At 70.3% G+C, this 16731-nt stretch carries 14 protein-coding genes; 9 read left to right on the top strand and 5 right to left on the bottom strand.

The features are described from left to right. Positions 1-264: 264 nt before the first annotated feature. Positions 265-921, top strand: coding sequence for a DUF6310 domain-containing protein (locus VZQ01_RS29280; RefSeq protein WP_426745288.1), 657 nt, complete (start codon positions 265-267; stop codon positions 919-921). Continuing rightward, entirely contained in the window at positions 918-1673 is a 756-nt protein-coding gene (locus tag VZQ01_RS29275) for a DUF5953 family protein (RefSeq protein ID WP_426745287.1), read from the top strand. Before VZQ01_RS29280 ends, VZQ01_RS29275 begins: the two co-directional genes overlap by 4 nt. A 7-nt stretch (positions 1674-1680) precedes the next feature. On the opposite strand, the gene VZQ01_RS29270 is transcribed toward VZQ01_RS29275, so the two are convergent. The 4 genes from VZQ01_RS29270 to VZQ01_RS29255 all read right to left on the bottom strand — a co-directional run bounded on the left by VZQ01_RS29270 (position 1681) and on the right by VZQ01_RS29255 (position 6194). Continuing rightward, positions 1681-2208 carry an FHA domain-containing protein gene (locus VZQ01_RS29270; RefSeq protein ID WP_141332062.1) on the bottom strand — a complete coding sequence of 176 codons (528 nt, stop codon included), beginning with the start codon at positions 2206-2208 and terminating at the stop codon, positions 1681-1683. Between the two features lie 48 nt (positions 2209-2256). After that, the gene (locus VZQ01_RS29265) at positions 2257-3393 is read right to left on the bottom strand and encodes a hypothetical protein (RefSeq protein WP_426745286.1); all 1137 of its coding nucleotides are present in this window, start codon (positions 3391-3393) and stop codon (positions 2257-2259) included. A gap of 103 nt (positions 3394-3496) precedes the next feature. Next, on the bottom strand, positions 3497-5050 hold the full coding sequence (locus tag VZQ01_RS29260) for a GspE/PulE family protein (RefSeq protein WP_426745285.1): 1554 nt from the start codon (positions 5048-5050) through the stop codon (positions 3497-3499). Positions 5051-5102: 52 nt separating this feature from the next. Next, complete coding sequence (locus VZQ01_RS29255) at positions 5103-6194, bottom strand: hypothetical protein (protein WP_426745284.1); 1092 nt, start codon at positions 6192-6194, stop codon at positions 5103-5105. Between the two features lie 122 nt (positions 6195-6316). Between VZQ01_RS29255 and VZQ01_RS29250 the strand changes: the two genes are divergently transcribed. From VZQ01_RS29250 to VZQ01_RS29220, 7 genes are all read left to right on the top strand, one after another. After that, the gene (locus VZQ01_RS29250; protein ID WP_046715727.1) at positions 6317-6517 is read left to right on the top strand and encodes a hypothetical protein; all 201 of its coding nucleotides are present in this window, start codon (positions 6317-6319) and stop codon (positions 6515-6517) included. Then, positions 6507-9488 (top strand): ATP-binding protein, encoded by a 2982-nt coding sequence (locus tag VZQ01_RS29245; protein ID WP_426745283.1) that lies wholly within the window; start codon positions 6507-6509, stop codon positions 9486-9488. The genes VZQ01_RS29250 and VZQ01_RS29245 overlap by 11 nt, the downstream gene beginning before the upstream one ends. Then, positions 9485-10843, top strand: a complete 1359-nt coding sequence (locus tag VZQ01_RS29240; RefSeq protein WP_426745282.1) for a sigma-54-dependent transcriptional regulator — start codon at positions 9485-9487, stop codon at positions 10841-10843. Before VZQ01_RS29245 ends, VZQ01_RS29240 begins: the two co-directional genes overlap by 4 nt. 364 nt (positions 10844-11207) lie before the next feature. Further along, positions 11208-12140, top strand: a complete 933-nt coding sequence (locus tag VZQ01_RS29235) for a porin (protein ID WP_426745281.1) — start codon at positions 11208-11210, stop codon at positions 12138-12140. 24 nt (positions 12141-12164) lie between these two features. Then, the gene (gene acs / locus VZQ01_RS29230) at positions 12165-14129 is read left to right on the top strand and encodes an acetate--CoA ligase (RefSeq protein WP_223781707.1); all 1965 of its coding nucleotides are present in this window, start codon (positions 12165-12167) and stop codon (positions 14127-14129) included. Between the two features lie 27 nt (positions 14130-14156). Further along, positions 14157-14435 carry a DUF485 domain-containing protein gene (locus VZQ01_RS29225; RefSeq protein ID WP_046715732.1) on the top strand — a complete coding sequence of 93 codons (279 nt, stop codon included), beginning with the start codon at positions 14157-14159 and terminating at the stop codon, positions 14433-14435. 13 nt (positions 14436-14448) lie between these two features. Then, positions 14449-16080: a sodium:solute symporter family transporter gene (locus VZQ01_RS29220; RefSeq protein WP_426745280.1), complete on the top strand. Its 1632-nt coding sequence runs from the start codon at positions 14449-14451 to the stop codon at positions 16078-16080. A gap of 24 nt (positions 16081-16104) precedes the next feature. On the opposite strand, the gene VZQ01_RS29215 is transcribed toward VZQ01_RS29220, so the two are convergent. Continuing rightward, positions 16105-16443, bottom strand: a complete 339-nt coding sequence (locus VZQ01_RS29215) for a sigma-70 RNA polymerase sigma factor region 4 domain-containing protein (RefSeq protein ID WP_426745279.1) — start codon at positions 16441-16443, stop codon at positions 16105-16107. Between the last annotated feature and the right edge of the window lie 288 nt (positions 16444-16731).

Raw genomic sequence — 16731 nt, 5'->3', positions numbered from 1 at the left:
GACGTCGCCTTGCGATTCGGCGCCTGCGCCGTGGTTGTGCTGCTCCTGTCGGCCTGCGCGACGTCGGCACCTGAGCCTCGGGAGCGCACGTCCCGGAGCCCACGGCTCGCCAATCTCCAGCGAGCGGCCTCGCTGCCGTGGATGGACCAGGGCCGGTGCGCCGTTCGCGAAGCCTCCCAGCCGTGGCCCCTGCTCGCGGAGCGGTGCTATCGGGCCCTTGACCATGACCGGCTCGAGTTCCGTGACACCACGGGGAGATGCTCGGTGGCCTCCACTGGCGCCGCCGCCGTGGCGCTCGGGCTCTGTGTCCTGGCGGCCCCCGAAATCATCGTGGGCACCATCATCGTCCTGGGTGTCGTGGTGGTCGCCGCGGCCATTCACGATGCACTGGAGGTGCATGAGCTACGACACGGCTACGCCGAGGAAGCGGGAGATACCTCCGGAACGACGCAGACGCTCGGAGCAGCAGAAGGCAACCGGAAGCCTGAGTGGGATCCCGAGGAGCAGGGCGCACCACCGCCTGTGCCACCTCTGCCCGTGGGCCGCTCGCGCCATCCCCACTGCGAGCCCGTTCCCGTGCCACGTGCCTCCAAGGATGTGGCCCACAATGCCTGTGCCGACAGCTTCCCACCCAATCGGTACCCCGGCATGGACGTGAGCGTGAACGGGATTCGCTTCGATGCACTGCAAGTCGGCGCGCGCGTGCTGTGGGAAATCAAGACCCACCGCTTCGACACGTACAATGGCTTCATCCAGGAGCAGGAACTCGCGAAGGAGCTCGTGCAACTGCAAAAGGAACTCGATACCGCGAATGCCTGCGGATACGGATTCATCGTTGGCGTGAGCACCCCGGAGCACCGGCGGGCCCTGCTCAGCAAGGACCCCGCCCTCGAAATCGTCGTCACGGGGTGCCCACGATGACCCAGAACAAGCAACTCGTCCTCATCACGCATGGAACGACCTTCGAGCGAACCGACGGCCGTGCACTCGCCGTGGTCCGCGGGATGGAGCGCGCGTTGTCTGGGCTCCGGCTGGAGCAGACCGTCACCAAGACGCGCCAGATGTCCCTGTTGCCGCGTCGCGACGAATGGCTCTCGGAAGCGACGAAAGAGGAGCCGCTCCCCTTCTTGTGCAACGGGGACGAGCGTCACCCGGTCATGATTTCGGGTCGCCAGAAATCAGCACGCCTTGGTCCTGGTGGTCAGGCAAGCTTCGAGGTGCATGCCAATCTGCCACTGGATGTCGCGGGACCCCAGGCAGCGACGGACGTGCTCGAAGCCGTGGCGGAAGGTGCCCAGGCCTACTGGGGACATGCGTCACCGGATGACTACGGCCTGGAAATCTCCGAACAGTTCCGTCGCTCACCCGATGGGCCTGAGCGCTCGCGCCGTGGGCTCCCCATGCTCCACCTGCCCTGGCACCTCCGCGCCCCCGAGCTCCCGCATTACCTCGGATGGGTGAACTACTGGTCCGCGGCAACCGCGAGCATGCTTGGGTTCCCAGACCCTCGCTACGATGCCGCGCTGCTCACACGCGCACGGCGCACGGCCTCGGGCGGGTGGGTGGTGCGCTTGACGGACACACCCCTCGATTACGACAACCCCGCCCACCTGGAGACGCTCCTGCGAACCTACGAGCGCTTCCCGGAGATAGGCGGACGCGTGTCACGCTGACTCCGTCTCACGTCCCGACGCGCTTCATCTTCGCGTAGAAGGACGGCGCCAGCAGGTACGCGAACGTCGCGTCGCCGAACCCCAGCAGGTCTCCGTCCCGCAGGTGCATCTCCCCCCCGGACTCCACCTCCTGGGCGTTCACGAACGTGCCGTTGCTCGACTTGAGGTCCACCACCGTGCAACCCGCGGACGGCCCCCACCAGCACAGCTTCGCGTGACGCTTGGACACCGAGGGCTCGTTGACCACCAGGTCGCAGTCCGGCTGCCGCCCCACCGTGAGCACGTCCTGTCCGCCCACCGGCGGCAGCGTCGCCACCGTGAGCGCGTCGAAGTGCAGCCACAGCGCCACCTGCTGTCGCTCCAGGCTGGGGATGTCCCGCGCCATCGTCGTGCGCGCCGCGCCCATCTTCAGCGCCAGCTGCGCCATCACCGGACTGGGCGGCTTCTGCACCAACACGAACGGCCCCACCTGCTTGCAGAAGAAGGCCTCGGTCAGCCGCGAGCTCAACGCACGCAACTCCTGAACCGTCATCATCGCGACTCCCCCAGCGCTCTCACGCGCGCGATTCTGCGGGCACCCCCGTCACGCGTCGAGTCTTCTCGTCACCGAATCCTCCCACCCCGCCCCCAACGCCTTGAGTCGCAGGGGAACGTCCAGCCGATGCGCGAGCCAGTGCCCCAGGTGCTCCACCGGCCTCCGGTCCACCGTGTCCCGCATCAACTCGAACGAGCCCTCGGCCGACCGCAGCCACAGCGAGAACACGATGTCCCCTCCGTCCTCCGAATCCTGACGGCGCCGCGTCACCTCGAGCCGCTCCACCGGATAGCGCACCGCGTGAATGCGTCCCAGCCCTCGCGACCTGCGGACCAGCGCCCCCGGACGCACCTCCCAGGCATTGACGCCTCGCAGCGTCCACAACGCGAACCGCAGCATCCACGCCGCCAGCCCTCCCAGCACCCCCATCAGCAACAAGGCCACGACGCTCGTCCCGTCGAAGAGCTGCCGCCAGGCCAGGAGCAGCATCGACAGCAGCAACACCATCCCCAACACCCCCTGCACCCAGGCCCAGCGGACCCGGGTCGTCCGAGCCGGCAGGACCCAGACACCTCCCTCCACGGCCACCACCTCCCGCCCCATCGGCGCGACGTGCTTCAGCTCCGAGACGGGCCCCCCCACCCCCGACACCTCCCGCATCCGCGCCCACAGCGCTTGATGCTGCTCCGCCGTTCCCCCCTGGGACAAAGCCACCTCTTCGCCCGTGTGCCGCAGCCCCATCACCGCCTGGCCTTCACGTCGGAGATACACATCCACGAGCCCGGAGAAGTCGATCCGCGTGGACCGCCCCCACGGACCGACCATCGAGCGGCGCGTCACCCCTCGCGGGTCCACCGTCACCTCCTCCCGCACGAACATCGCCCACAGCAGCCCCACCTGCGCCACGAGGCCCACCGGAACCCAGACGCACAACCACAGCGCGAGGAACAGCACCGCCAGCACCGCGCCCCAGCTCGACGTGAAGCCTTGCGGCGCATCGACCGCCAGCGGGACGGACCTCAGCAGCGCGAGCACCAGCTTCCCGAGCGCCGCGCCGGGCACCACCACCCCCGCCAACCACCCCACCGTCCAGAACACCCAGCCGAGCCCCATCATCACCCGTGAGTGCGCGGAGGGCCCGAACCTCGCCCGCCAGACCTCGCCTTCCTGGGTGAGCCACGTCACGCGATGCCTCCTGATGAGCCTCCGTGTGCCCCGGTCACAAAGGCCCGTGCCCACGATGAAAAGTCTGTCACCCCGCTGTCACGTCCGCGACGACGAAGCGCGCTCATGCCTCCTCGTCGGACTCCTGGCCGTAGCGCTCGTCCCGCGTGGTGAGGATGTGGCGATAGGGCACCACGCGCACCAGCTCCGCCACCGTGGTGATGCCCGCGTCCACCTTGTCCAGCGCGTCCTCCACCAGCGTGCGCAGCCCATGGGACCGCGCGTGCCGACGCAGGTGCACCGTGGGCTCCCCCCGGGCGATGAGGTCCTGCAGGTCCGGGTCCACCACCAGGAGCTCGAAGATGCCCAGACGCCCCTTGTAGCCCGTGTGGTTGCACGCGGCGCAGCCCTGCCCCACCTGCGTGCGCACGCCGTTCAACAGCCGCCCCAGCAGCTTCGACTGCTCGTCCGTGGGCCGCATGTCCACGGTGCACTGCGCGCAGATGCGCCGCACCAGTCGCTGCGTCAGCACCGCCAGGAGCGAGTCCGCCACGTCCACGTCGTCGAGCCCCAGGCCGCGCAGGCGCGCCACCGCGCCCACCGCGTCCGCCGTGTGCAGCGTGCCCAGCACCACGTGCCCCGTGGCCGCGGCCGTCAGCGCCATGCTGCCCGTCTCCAGATCACGCACCTCGCCCACCAGCATCACGTTGGGGTCCTGGCGCAAGAGCGCGCGCAGCAACGTCGCGTACGGCATCTGCGGCGTCACCTGCTTCTGGTTCACCTTGGGGACGTAGTACTCGATGGGGTCCTCGGCGGTGACGATCTTCTTCAGCCCGTCGTTCAGCTGCGCCAGCGCCGAGTACAACGTCGTCGTCTTCCCGCTGCCCGTGGGCCCGGTGACGAGCACCAGTCCCTCCGGATTCGCCAGCAGTTGCAGGAAGACGGCCTGCATCGCGGGAGACATGCCCAGCTGCGCCACCGGCACCAGCCCCACGCTCGCGTCGAGGATGCGGATGACGACGTCCTCCCCCGCGGGGCTCGGCACCACGCTGACGCGGAAATCCACCACCTTGCGCCCCTCGGGCCGCTCGACGAGCGCGCGCAGCCGCCCATCCTGGGGGCGCCGGCGCTCCGTGATGTCCAGTCCCGCCAGCACCTTCACCCGGCTGACGACGCCCGGCAGCGAGCGCGGGTCGATGTCCGTGTACGACTGGTGGAGGATGCCGTCGATGCGATAGCGCAGGTCCACGTCGTCGAAGTAGCTCTCCACGTGGATGTCGGAGGCCTTCAACTCCACGGCGCTCACCAGCACGTGCTCCACCAGCTCCACCGTGGTGGGCGGACTCGACATGCGCGTGCCGGGCGTCAGCACCACGTCCGCGGTGACACGCGGCCCCGCGCCGAAGCCCACCTCCAGCGCGGACTCGATTTCATACGGGTTGAGCCGCACCACGCGCAGCGGCCTGCGCAGGAACTCGGTGATGAGCTCCAGGACGGAGGGCTGGTCGGGGTTCGTCATGCCCACCGTCACCGGCGCGCCGTCAGCCTGGGGGTCCACCTTGTCCAGCACCGCGACCTGGTTGCGACGACAGAAGGACTCGGGCAGCCGGCGGAGCGAGGCACGGTCCAGGGTGAACTGCGCGAGCTCGGCGAACTGAGAGGGGGTGTCCTCGGCCATGTCCCGTCCGGCTTAGCAGCCTCGTCCCGGGGAGCGCCATCCTCTGGCGTCCCTACTCCTCGAGCTCTCGCTTGAACCGCACGCCGAGGCGCGGCGCCAGCCAATCGCCCAGGTGCTCCATGCGCGAGCGCTGCGAGCCGGCCTGGGACAGCTCCATCTGGCCCGAGCCCGTGCGAATCCACAGCGAGAACACCTCCCACGTGCTCCCGTCATGTTCGCTCTCGGTCCGTCGCAGCTCGAGCCACTTCACCTGATGACGCACGCGCTCGGGAGTCCCCAGGCCATGCCAGACACGCTCCAGTGAACCCGGGCGCAGCTCCCACTCCCATCGCGCCTGGAGCGTGGGCAGCGCGTTCAGCCCCGCCCAGATTGCCGCGGCCACGAGCACCACCGCGAGCAGCGTGTCCTCCACCGTGAGCCCATCGATGGACTGACGCCAGCCCACCATCGCCGCCGAGGACATCAGCAGGAGCGCCACCCCGCCGCGGACCCAGGCCTTGCGTGCCACATCCCCCCGGTCGTCGCGCAGCACCACGACGCCATCCGGGAGCGTCAGGGTCTCCTTCCCCCGGGGCACGCTCTTCTCGGGCTCCAGCGGCGTGGGCCCCAGCTCCGAGAGCGTGCACAGCATCTTCCACAGCGCATCGTGCTCCGACGACAGCCCCAGTGAAGCCAGCCGGACCACGCGGCCCGAGTGCAGTTGCAGCTCGACGCCGCCGATGGGCTTCGGCACGGCCGCCACCTCGGTGAACGGCAGGTAGCACCGCTCGCTGCCAGGGCCGTTCCACCGCCTCCACGTCACCCCTCGGGTGTCCATCGAGACCTGGTCCTCGCCCCAGAGCGAGCGCAGGAAGAAGCGCCCCACGCGGACGCCCACCACCAGCCACACCGTGAGGAAGGCGATGAGCGCCAGGCCTCCGAGCACCAGCCCCACCGCCTGGACGTTGCGCATGTCCGAACGGAGGCCCATCGGCGCGGGGTCGAACGACACCCGAAGCACCTCGACGAGGAGGTCCAGCCCCAGCTTCAGGCCCCCCAGCCCCACCGCGCACCAGACCAGCAGCATGACGCCATGGAGCGCGCGACGCTGAGGGTCCGCCTTCAGTCGCGTCTGCCAGACCGGTACCGCCCTCGCTTCGGCCATCCTGTGCTTCCCCCTCGATGCGCGACGAGCACGCGCTGCCTCCTCAGGCACTCGGGCCTCGTGAGGAAAGCGTGTCACCGCATTGTCACCCACCCGCCGTCGCGCTGCTATCCTCGGCCGCCATGAAGCGCCCCACGGAGCCGGACGCGCCCGCGATGCCGTCGCTGCTCGTCTTCGCCATCGCGGTGCTGCTCTTCGGCTCGCCGCTCCGGCGGCTGTGGTTGGCGGAGGACGCGCCCGGCTACCTGCCCTTCGTCGTCTGGCTGGGCGTCATCGCCCTGGGCGGTTGGGCCGCGTACCGGGGCGGTGGCCATGACGCTTGAGCTGGGCTCGCTCGTCGCCGCGTCCGTCGTCTACCTGCTCGTGCTGTTCCTCGTCGCCTACGCGGCGGAGCGGGGCCTCATCTCCTCGCGCATCACCCAGCACCCGCTGGTGTACGCGCTCGCCCTGGGTGTCTACGCCACGTCCTGGTCCTACTTCGGCAGCGTGGGCTACGCGGCCCGGCACGGCTACCGCTACCTGGGCATCTACCTGGGCGTCACCCTGGCGTGCCTGCTCGTGCCCGTGCTGTGGCGCCCGCTCCTGCGACTGACGCGTGAGCTGCAGCTCACCTCGCTCGCGGACCTGCTCGCCTTCCGCTACCCGGGACAGACGACGGGCACGGCGGTGACGCTGTTCATGCTGGCCGGCAGCCTCCCCTATCTCGCACTCCAGGTGCGCGCGGTGGTGGAGTCCGCGAAGGTGCTCAGCCCGTCGGCCTCGCCCACGCTCGTCGGCATGGGCTTCTGCGCGGTGCTCGTCGTCTTCTCCGTCCTCTTCGGCGCGCGCCACCTCACCCCGCGCGAGCGACACGAGGGGCTGATGCTGGCCATCGCCTTCGAGTCCGCCGTGAAGGTGGTGGCGCTCGTCGCCGTGGGCGCGTGGGCGGTGTCGCAGGTGTTCGGCGGCGTGGACGGATTGTGGACGTGGCTGGAGGCGCATCCGGAGGCGGTGGAGCAATTGCAGCGCCCCGCGCGGGAGGCGTCGTGGGCGCCCCTGCTGGTGCTCTCGTGCGCGGCGGCGTTCCTCACCCCGCGCAGCTACCACGTCGCCTTCACCGAGGCGCCCGAGAAGGACGCGCTGTCCACCGCGACGTGGGCCTTCCCGCTGGTGCTGCTGGTGATGAACCTCGCGGTCCCCGTGGTGCTGTGGAGCGGCGAGGCGCTGGGGCTGCCCTGGCCCGCGGACTTCCACCTGCTCGCGGTGCCCGCCTCGCGCGGCGCGACGGGCCTGGCGCTGGTGGCCTTCCTGGGCGGCGTGTCCGCCTCCAGCGCCATGGTCATCGTCACCACGCTGGCCCTGGCGCCCATGTGCCTGACGCACCTGGTGCTGCCCCTGGGCTACGCGCGCGGACAGCCGCACCTGTACGGCTGGCTGCTCTGGGCGCGGCGGCTGCTCATCGCGCTCATCATCCTGGCGGGCTACGGCTTCTACCGCCTGCTCGACACGCGGGGGATGGGGCTGGTGGACCTGGGCCTCGTGTCCTTCGTCGCGGTGGCGCAGTTCGCGCCCGGCGTGCTGGGGCTGCTCTTCTGGAAGCGGGCCACGCGCGCGGGGCTGCTCGCGGGCCTGGGCGCGGGCGCGGCGCTGTGGATGGTGACGCTGGTGGTGCCGCTGTGGGCCTCGCCGGGCGTGGTGGCGTGGACCCACCGCGTCTCGGCGCTGCTCGGCTTTCCGAGCGACGAGCCGTGGGGCTTCTCCACCTTCGCGTCGCTGACGCTCAACACACTCGCCTTCGTGGGCGTGTCCCTGGTCACCCGACAATCGCAGGCGGAGACCGAGGCCGCGCGGGCGTGCACGCGGGAAGGCCCCGGGCTCGTGTCCGGCGGCGTGGAGGCCGGCTCGCCGCGTGAGTTCCGCGAGCGACTGGCACCCCTGCTCGGCGAGGAGGCCGCGTCGGCGGAGGTGGACCGCGCGCTGGAGTCGCTCGACATGTCCCCGGACGAGCGGCGCCCCTCCGAGCTGCGCCGCCTGCGCGACGGCGTGGAGCGGAACCTCTCCGGCCTGCTGGGTCCGGTGCTCGCGAGGCTCACGGTGGCGGAGGCGCTGCGGCTGGAGCCCGGCACCCGCGCGGCGCTGGCCGAGCAGCTGCGCTTCGTGGAGGAGCGCCTGCGCGACGCGCGCGGCATGCAGGGCCCGGTGCGCGCGGTGGAGGCGGTGCGGCGCTACCTCAATCGCATCCTCGAGGACCTGCCCCTGGGCGTGTGCACCGTGGGGCCCGACGGTGAGGTGGTCATCTGGAACGCCGCGCTGGAGCGGCTGTCCGGGGTGCGCGAGCACGCCTCGCGAGGCCACCCGCTGGGGGACCTCCCCGCGCCCTGGGGCTCGCTGTTGTCCGCCTTCTCGGCCGGCGCGGAGGCCGACACCGAGACGCGCGTCGTCGTGGCCGGCGCCGAGCGCACGCTGCGGCTGCACCGCTCCCGACTGACACCCGACGAGGAGGGCGGCGGCACGTCCGAGGGCATGGCGCTGCTCGTGGAGGACCTGACGGAGAAGAAGGCCGTGGACGCGAAGCTCGCGCACCAGGACCGGCTCGCCTCACTGGGCCGCGTGGCGGCGGGCGTGGCGCACGAGATTGGCAATCCCCTCACGGCCATCGCCAGCCTCACGCAGAACCTCAAGTACGAGCTGGACGACGCGGAGGCGGTGAAGGAGCGCACCGGGCTCATCCTCCAGCAGTGCCGACGCATCGACGCCATCGTCCGCGCGCTGGTGGGCTTCAGCCACGCCGGCACCGTGGGCGGCGAGGCTCGCCCCTTCGCGCGCGTGGAGGTGGGGCCGCTCCTGGCGGAGGCGCTCCAGCTCGCGCGGATGGCGCGCTCGGCGACGCGCTCCCGCGGGGTGAGCTTCGAGCACCGCGGCGCCGAGGGGCTGGTGGTGCTGGGCGACGCGCAGCGGCTGGAGCAGGTGCTCGTCAACCTGCTCACCAACGCGGTGGATGCCTCGCCCGAGGGTGGGCGCGTGGAGCTGGAGGCGCAGGCCCAGGAGGGCCGCGTGCACCTGCGCGTGCTGGACCGGGGACACGGCATCTCCTCGGAGCTCACCCAGCGCGTCTTCGAGCCCTTCTTCACGACGAAGCAGCCGGGCGAGGGCACGGGCCTCGGGCTCGCGTTGGTGGCGGGCATCGTGCGCGAGCACGGCGGCACCATCCAGGTGGACAACCGGCCCGGGGGAGGGACTAGCGTGACGGTGAGCCTGCCCGACGCGCGAAGCCACCCGCCCCCCGCGCGTCCCGTCCCGGGAGCCACCCTGTGAGCCGCATCCTGGTCATCGAGGACGAGCCCATCATCCGCACGGAGCTGCGCCGGCTGCTCGTGCGCGCCGGGCACGACGTGTCCGAGGCGGGCGCGGTGCAGGAGGCCGCGAGCGACTACGCGCTCGACTCCTTCGACCTGGTGCTGTCGGACCTGCGGCTGCCGGGCGCGCCGGGCACGGACGTCATCGCGCTGTGTCCCGGGGTGCCGGTGCTCATCATGACCAGCTACGCCACGGTGAAGTCCGCGGTGGACGCGATGAAGCTGGGCGCGGTGGACTACATCGCCAAGCCGTTCGACCACGACGAGCTGCTCCTCCAGGTGGAGCGCGTGCTGCGCGAGGGCAAGCTCACGCGGCAGAACGCGGCCCTCAAGCGCGAGGTGGAGCAGTCCTACTCGGTGAGCGGGATGGTGGGCGGCTCCGCGGCGATGCGCGACGTCTTCGAGCGCCTGCGCAAGGTGGCCCCCTCCCCCGCCACCGTGCTGGTGCTCGGGGAGTCCGGCACGGGCAAGGAGCTGGTGGCGCGCGCCCTCCACGCGCAGAGCCCTCGCGCGGACGGCCCCCTCATCTCCGTCAACTGCGCGGCCATCCCCGAGGGCCTCCTGGAGAGCGAGCTGTTCGGCCACGAGAAGGGAGCCTTCACCGGCGCGCTCACCGCGCACGCGGGCCTGGTGGAGGCCGCGCACGGCGGCACCCTCTTCCTGGACGAGGTGGGCGAACTGCCCGCGCCCGCGCAGGCGCGTCTGTTGCGCATGCTCCAGGACGGAGAGGTGCGGCGGGTGGGCTCCACGCGGCCTCGCAAGGTGGACGTGCGCATCGTCGCCGCCACACATCGGGACTTGCCCCGCCGCGTGCAGGAGGGCGCATTTCGCCAGGACCTCTACTTCCGGCTGCGCGTGGTGGAGATCCGCCTGCCGCCCCTGCGCGAGCGCGGCGAGGACCTGCCCGTGCTGGCGAAGTACCTCCTGGAGAAGGCGTGCCGGCGAATCGGCCGCCCACCCGCGACGCTGTCCCCCGAGTCCCTCCAGGCCCTGATGACGCACCCGTGGCCCGGCAATGTGCGCGAATTGGAGAACGCCCTGGAGCGCGCCGTCATCCTCTCCGAGGGCCCCGTCATCACCCCGGACCTGCTCGCGCTGGAGCCACCCGGTGGCGAGCCGCTCGACGCCGCCGAGCCCGCCGAGCCGGAGCCCGAGGAGACGGGCGGCGGCTCCATGGAGGAGTACTTCCGCCGCTTCGTGCTCGAGCACCAGGAGCACATGGGCGAGACGGAGCTGGCCAGGCGCCTGGGCATCAGCCGCAAGGCCCTGTGGGAGAAGCGCCAGAAGCTCGGCCTCCCCCGAACCCGCGCATGACGCACCGCCGCACCGTCCTCGACGCGACAGGTCGCTTGTGCACGATTCGTTACGACGCATTGCGCGATTCGTTACCGAGGTAACGCACACGTCACCTTCCGTAACACCCTGACGCGCCGAGCCAACCTGCAACGTCCCGAATCTTGTCGGAGGCGGGGTTGGCCGGAGTGTTGCTCAAGGAGGGTGCATGCCCCCCTCCCCCCTGCGCTCGTCGCCGCTCCTGGTCGCGCTCGCCGTGGTCCTCCTCCCGCTGGGCTCCGCAATCGCAGGCAAGATAACCATCAACGACGAAGCGAACCTCAACATCAACCTGCTGCTCCAATCGCAGGCACAGGTCATCAAGGACGGGGCGCCCAGCGGGGGCGTGGGCACGGACTTCTTCATCCGCCGGGTGCGGCTGCTCGTCTATGGCAACGTGACGAAGCGCCTGTCCTTCTTCATGGAGACGGACCAGCCCAACTTCGGCAAGGACAACAACTACAACGTCGACTTCTTCGTCCAGGACGCGTTCGTGTCCTACGAGTTCGCGGACAAGCTCTGGGTGGACGTGGGCATGCTCATCGCCCCGTTCTCGCGCCACAACCTCCAGGGCGCCATCGCGCTCAACTCGGTGGACTACCACTCGAGCGTCATCCGCTTCACCGCGGGGGTGGGGAAGATATGGCGGGACATGGGCGTGCAGCTGCGCGGCTTCGCGGGGCCGGTGGGCTTTCGCGCCGCCATCATGAACGGCGCCGAGGGCACCAAGCGCGAGGACGCGCCCGCCGTCAACCCGGATGACCTGCCGCGCGGCGTGGCGATGGTGCGCTGGAACTTCCTCACCCGCGAGGAGGACCTCTTCTTCCAGGGCATCTACTTCACCGACAAGCCGCACCTGTCCGTGGGCGTGGGCGCGGACTACCAGCCCTCCGCCATCGCCACCGCGTCGGGCGTGCACGACTCGGTGGCCTTCTCCGCGGACACCTTCCTGGACTGGCCCATGGGCCATGACCAGGAGCTGGTGTTCCAGACGGGCGTGTTCCACTACCGCCAGGGCATGGACAACCCGCAGAGCGGCACGGGCGTCCAGGCGGAGCTGGGCTACCGCATCGCCAAGGTGGAGCCCCTGGTGTCCGTCGAGTACTTCAACTCGCGCGTCACGAACCAGGACTCGCTCATCTTCCGGCCCGGCTTCAACGTCTGGTTCCAGAAGCACACGTTCAACCTGAGGACCGAGGTCGCCATCGCGCGCGTGGGCGACCTGTCCAACGCGGACACCGGCGTCACCGGCACCGCGCAGCTCCAGTTCTTCTACTGACCCCCTGCCCGTCGAGGACCCCCGATGACTGCCCAGAAGGATTCGTTCGTCGCGCCCAAGGAGCACTTCTCCCGCCAGGCGCACGTGAAGAGCATCGACGAGTACCGCGCCCTCCACGAGAAGAGCCTGCGCGAGCCCGAGGCGTTCTGGGGCGAGCAGGCCCAAAGGCTCACCTGGTTCCACCCGCCGGAGGCCATCCGCGAGGTGGACGCGGAGCAGGTGGACTTCTCCTGGTTCAGCGGCGGCAAGCTCAACGTGGCCTACAACTGCGTGGACCGCCACGCGCGCGAGCGCCCCGGCAAGGCCGCCATCATCTGGGCGAAGAACGAGCCGGGCGAGTACGAGACCATCACCTTCCGCGACCTGCAGCACCACGTGGGACGCGTGGCCAACGTGCTCAAGGCCCACGGCGTGAAGAAGGGCGACCGCGTCTGCATCTACCTGCCGATGATTCCGGAGCTGGCGTACACCATGCTGGCGTGCGCGCGCATCGGCGCGGTGCACTCGGTGGTGTTCGCGGGCTTCTCGTCGGAGTCCTTGCGCGAGCGCATCCTGGACTCGGGCGCGAGGGTGCTGGTCACCGCGAACGAGGGGCCTCGCGGTCCCAAGAGCGTGCCCACCAAGGCCATCGCCGACGAGGCGGTGGAGGGGCTCACCCAGGTGTCCTCCGTGCTGGTGGTGCGCCGCACCTCGCGCGAGGTGCCCATGGTGGAGGGCCGTGATTCATGGCTGGACCAGGAGATGTCGCGCCACCGCGGCGTGTGTCCGGCCGAGTGGATGGACGCGGAGGACCCACTCTTCATCCTCTACACCTCCGGCTCCACCGGGAAGCCCAAGGGGGTGCTGCACACCACGGGCGGCTACCTGGTGTACGCGGCGACGACGCACCACTACGTCTTCGACGTGCGCCCCGACGACGTACACTTCTGCACCGCGGACCTGGGCTGGGTGACGGGCCACAGCTACCTCCTGTACGGCCCGCTCACCAACGGCACCACCACCGTGCTCTTCGAGTCCACGCCGTCCTATCCGGACTCCGGCCGGCTCTGGCAGGTGGTGGACGACGTGAAGGCCACCGTCCTCTACACCGCGCCCACCGCGCTGCGCGCGCTCATCAAGGAGGGCGACGGCTTCGTGAAGAGGTCCTCGCGCAGGTCGCTGCGGCTGCTCGGCAGCGTGGGCGAGCCCATCAACCCGGAGGTATGGCGCTGGTACCACGACGTGGTGGGCGAGGGCCGCTGCCCCATCATCGACACGTGGTGGCAGACGGAGACGGGCGGCATCCTCATCTCCCCGCTGCCGGGCGCGACGCCGTGCAAGCCGGGGAGCGCCACCCTGCCCTTCTTCGGTGTGGAGCCGGTGCTGCTGGACGACGAGGGCCGCGTCATCGAGGGCAACGGCGTCAGCGGCAACCTGTGCCTGGCGCGCTCGTGGCCGGGGCAGGCGCGCACGCTGTACGGCCACCACCAGCGCTTCGTGGAGACGTACTACTCGCGCTTCCCCAACCTGTACTTCACCGGCGACGGCTGCCGGCGCGACGAGGACGGCTACTACTGGATTACGGGCCGCGTGGACGACGTGCTCAACGTGTCCGGCCACCGGCTGGGGACGGCGGAGGTGGAGAGCGCGCTGGTGGCGCACGAGGCCGTGGCCGAGGCCGCCGTGGTGGGCTTCCCCCACGACATCAAGGGCACCGGCGTGTGCGCCTTCGTCACCGTGAAGCCCGACTGGCAGGAGACCTCCAGCGAGCAGATGGTGGGCGCGCTCAAGGAGCAGGTGCGTCACGTCATCGGCCCCATCGCCACGCCGGACCGCGTCGTGGTGGTCAACGGCCTGCCCAAGACGCGCTCGGGCAAGATCCTGCGGCGCATGTTGCGCAAGATTGCGTCGGGCGAGACGGAGAACCTGGGTGACTCCACCACCCTGGCGGACCCGACGGTGCTGGACGAATTGCTCACCAAGGCCACGCCCGTGCAGGCGCGGCGCTGATTCCCACCCCTACCCGGAGCTCAAGCGATGTCCTCCCCATCCCAAGAAGAGGCGTTGGAAAGACTCGCGGCCGCGCGCTGGCGGGTGGCCGCCGTCCTCACCGTGGCCACGCTGGTGGCCTACTTCGGCTTCATCCTGCTGGTGGCCTTCAACAAGCCGTTGATGGGCCAGCAGCTCGTCCCCGGTCTGTCGGTGGGCATCCTCCTGGGCGCGCTCGTCATCGTGACGGCCTGGGCACTGACGGGCATCTACATGATCTGGGCGAACGGCAAGTACGACCGGGCCCTGCGCGAACTGCGTCGTTGAGAGGAGAATCCGCATGAATCCCCCTTCGGCAACGGGCACGCAGCTGGGCCAGCCCAACTCCACGGCCATCCTCTTCTTCCTGCTCTTCGTGGGCGTCACCCTGGCAATCACGTACTGGGCGGCGCGCAAGACGAAGACGACGTCCGAGTTCTTCGCGGCGGGCGGAGGGGTGAGCGCGCTGCAGAACGGCTTCGCGCTGGCGGGCGACTACATGAGCGCCGCCAGCTTCCTGGGCATCGCGGGCCTGGTCGCCATGTCGGGCTTCGACGGCCTCATCTACTCGGTGGGCTGGCTGGTGGGCTGGCCGGTGGTGACGTTCCTCATCGCCGAGCCCCTGCGCAACCTGGGCAAGTACACCTTCGCGGACGTCGTGGCGTACCGGCTCAAGCAGACGCCGGTGCGGCTGGCCGCGGCGCTGGGCACGCTCACGGTGGTGAGCTTCTACCTGATTGCGCAGATGGTGGGCGCCGGCAACCTCATCCACCTGCTCTTCGGGCTGTCCTACGAGGTCGCCGTCGTCATCGTCGGCGCGGTGATGATCCTCTACGTGCTCTTCGGCGGGATGATCGCCACCACGTGGGTGCAGATCGTGAAGGCGGTGCTGCTGCTGGCGGGCGCGTCCGCGCTGGCGCTGGCGGTGCTCTACAAGTTCGGCTTCAGCCCGCTGGCGCTCTTCAGCGAGGCCACCCGCCAGTACGGGGAGAAGACGCTGGCGCCGGGCACGCTGGTGAGCAACCCGCTGGAGACGATTTCGCTGGGCCTGGCGCTGATGTTCGGCACCGCGGGCCTGCCGCACATCCTGATGCGCTTCTACACGGTGCCGGACGCGAAGGCCGCGCGCAGCAGCGTGTTCTATGCCACGGGCCTCATCGGGTACTTCTACCTGGTGACGTTCATCCTCGGCTTCGGCGCGTCGGTGCTGGTGGGCCGGCAGGCGATCACGAGCGTGGACAAGGGCGGCAACATGGCGGCGCCCATGCTCGCCGAAGTTGTGGGGGGCACGGGCTTCCTGGGCTTCATCTCCGCGGTGGCCTTCGCCACCATCCTCGCGGTGGTCGCGGGCCTGACGCTGTCCGGCGCGGCGGCGCTGTCCCATGACTTGTGGTCCAGCGTGGTGCGCAAGGGCCAGGCCCCCGAGCACGAGCAGCTCAAGGTGGCGCGGCTGGCGAGCCTGTTGCTGGGCGTGCTCGCCATCATCCTGGGCGTGGCCTTCAAGGGACAGAACGTGGCCTTCATGGTGGGGCTGGCGTTCGCGATTGCCGCGAGCGCCAACTTCCCCGCGCTGCTGTTGTCCATGGCGTGGAAGAAGTTCACCACCTACGGCGCGGTGGCGAGCATGTTGACGGGCTCGTTCAGCGCGGTGGTGCTCATCTTCCTGTCGCCCACCGTACAAGTGGACCTGCTCAAGAACACGAGCGCCCTGTTCCCGCTGAAGAATCCAGGCATCATCACCATGCCATTGGCTTTCATCGTGGGGGTGCTCGTGTCGCTGATGTTCCCGGAGCGCGAGTCCAGCGAGCGCTTCGCCGAGGTGAAGCACCGCATGCACATGGGCGCGGGCAGGCCTTCGGTGGCGCCCGAGGCCGCGGCGGCCTCGGTGGAACACACAGGTCGGACACCGACTCCCACGCCCAGCAAGGCTTGATGCCATCGAGATAGCCCTCCTCCGTCACTGCTCCTGGGGAGGAGGGCGGGGGTGGGCGCCGGGCCTCCAAGGGGCCCGGGGCCCGCCCCTCTTGCTCAATCCCTGACAGCAGACACGCTGGAGCGCTGCTCCCGCTGGCGCGTGCGCGCGGTGCAGACGGCGCTTGTGCGCGGGCGCGTCGATGCCCGACGGGCGCGCGGCCTCCTCCGCGGACAAGCCCTCCACGTCCCAGGGGCGCAGCGACTCCCGGTCCGACGTGGACAGTGTCCCGGGCGCATCCCAAAGCACCGCCCCCGACTCACGCGCGTGCGCCACGTCGTCGAGCGCGGGCTCGGAGGAGACCACCGGCCGCCCCTGATTCATGCGCGTGCGCCACGCCGTCGAGCACAGGCCCGGAGGAGACCACCGGCCGCCCCTGATTCACGCGTGCGCCACGTCGTCGAGCGCGGGCTCGGGGAGACCACCGGCCGCCCCCGATTCGCGCGTGCGCCACGTCGTCGAGCACGGGCCCGGAGGAGACCACCGGCCGCCCCTGAGTCACGCGCGTGCGCCACGCCGTCGAGCGCGGGCTCGGAGGAGACCACCGGCCGCCCCCGATTCACGCGTGCGCCACGTCGTCGAGCGCGGGCTCGGGGAGACCACCGGCCGCCC

The sequence above is a fragment of the Myxococcus faecalis genome, from assembly GCF_050039385.1.
In the GTDB taxonomy this organism is placed as follows: domain Bacteria; phylum Myxococcota; class Myxococcia; order Myxococcales; family Myxococcaceae; genus Myxococcus; species Myxococcus fulvus.
Note: the sequence above shows the minus strand (reverse complement) of the source record. Positions and strands in the feature narration are given on the sequence as shown.

Excerpts from the sequence above, each read along its gene's own strand:
- VZQ01_RS29270 (WP_141332062.1), bottom strand. The coding sequence starts at position 2,208 with ATGATGACGGTTCAGGAGTTGCGTGCGTTGAGCTCGCGGCTGACCGAG.
- VZQ01_RS29255 (WP_426745284.1), bottom strand. The coding sequence starts at position 6,194 with ATGGCCGAAGCGAGGGCGGTACCGGTCTGGCAGACGCGACTGAAGGCG.
- VZQ01_RS29260 (WP_426745285.1), bottom strand. The coding sequence starts at position 5,050 with ATGGCCGAGGACACCCCCTCTCAGTTCGCCGAGCTCGCGCAGTTCACC.
- VZQ01_RS29245 (WP_426745283.1), top strand. The coding sequence starts at position 6,507 with ATGACGCTTGAGCTGGGCTCGCTCGTCGCCGCGTCCGTCGTCTACCTG.
- VZQ01_RS29215 (WP_426745279.1), bottom strand. The coding sequence starts at position 16,443 with ATGAATCAGGGGCGGCCGGTGGTCTCCTCCGAGCCCGCGCTCGACGAC.
- VZQ01_RS29220 (WP_426745280.1), top strand. The coding sequence starts at position 14,449 with ATGAATCCCCCTTCGGCAACGGGCACGCAGCTGGGCCAGCCCAACTCC.
- acs (WP_223781707.1), top strand. The coding sequence starts at position 12,165 with ATGACTGCCCAGAAGGATTCGTTCGTCGCGCCCAAGGAGCACTTCTCC.
- VZQ01_RS29275 (WP_426745287.1), top strand. The coding sequence starts at position 918 with ATGACCCAGAACAAGCAACTCGTCCTCATCACGCATGGAACGACCTTC.
- VZQ01_RS29225 (WP_046715732.1), top strand. The coding sequence starts at position 14,157 with ATGTCCTCCCCATCCCAAGAAGAGGCGTTGGAAAGACTCGCGGCCGCG.
- VZQ01_RS29250 (WP_046715727.1), top strand. The coding sequence starts at position 6,317 with ATGAAGCGCCCCACGGAGCCGGACGCGCCCGCGATGCCGTCGCTGCTC.